This window comes from Synechococcus sp. R6-10, assembly GCF_047461815.1.
Classification (GTDB): Bacteria; Cyanobacteriota; Cyanobacteriia; order Thermostichales; family Thermostichaceae; genus Thermostichus.
The window spans coordinates 1-568 of record NZ_JANSHW010000489.1 but is presented as its reverse complement, the minus strand read 5'-3'; the positions used below and the strand labels follow the sequence as shown (position 1 = coordinate 568).

Annotated in this window: 1 protein-coding gene; it reads right to left on the bottom strand. The window is 59.2% G+C overall.

What is annotated here, in order from left to right:
- Nucleotides 1–476 (bottom strand): type II secretion system protein (locus tag NW837_RS12630; RefSeq protein ID WP_414331983.1); only part of this gene is annotated, 476 nt, incomplete at its 3' end.
- Nucleotides 477–568: the final 92 nt, after the last annotated feature.

Below are 568 nucleotides of genomic sequence, written 5' to 3'. Positions count from 1 at the left end.
ACTCCTGCAGGGTTATCGATGGCGGCTTGCGACACGCCTGCCAGGTTGCCCCGACAGTTCGCAGGCGTGTTCGGCGGGCAGTCGGTCGTCAGGCGCGACTTATAAGCGTAGGAAGTGCCCGCGCCGCGATAGCTGGGGTCGCCCGTGCTGAACTGATCCTGCTCCCAGAAGCTGGGGCGCGGCTCCGACGGACAGAACCAGATTTTGTCGTTCTTCACATACGGCTGAATCAAGGTGCGCAACTGCGGCCACTGGGTGTTGAACGCGCGGGAGATGTTCGTCGCAGCGGGGTAGGTCTCGTCGTAGTCCTGAATATACATCATGATGCCTGTGGCAATCTGACGCACATTCGACAGACAGCTCGAGGTTCGTGCGCTCTCACGCGCACGCGCGAACACGGGAAACAGGATCGCCGCCAGAATGGCGATGATCGCAATCACGACCAGCAGCTCAATCAGCGTAAACCCTCGTTTCATAGTGGCAGAATTGTACGCCGCGCTTTGTTAGCAGTCGGTTAAGGGTGTGATGCCCTGAGGGTGTTCAACTTAGCGCGGGAACCATACCCACA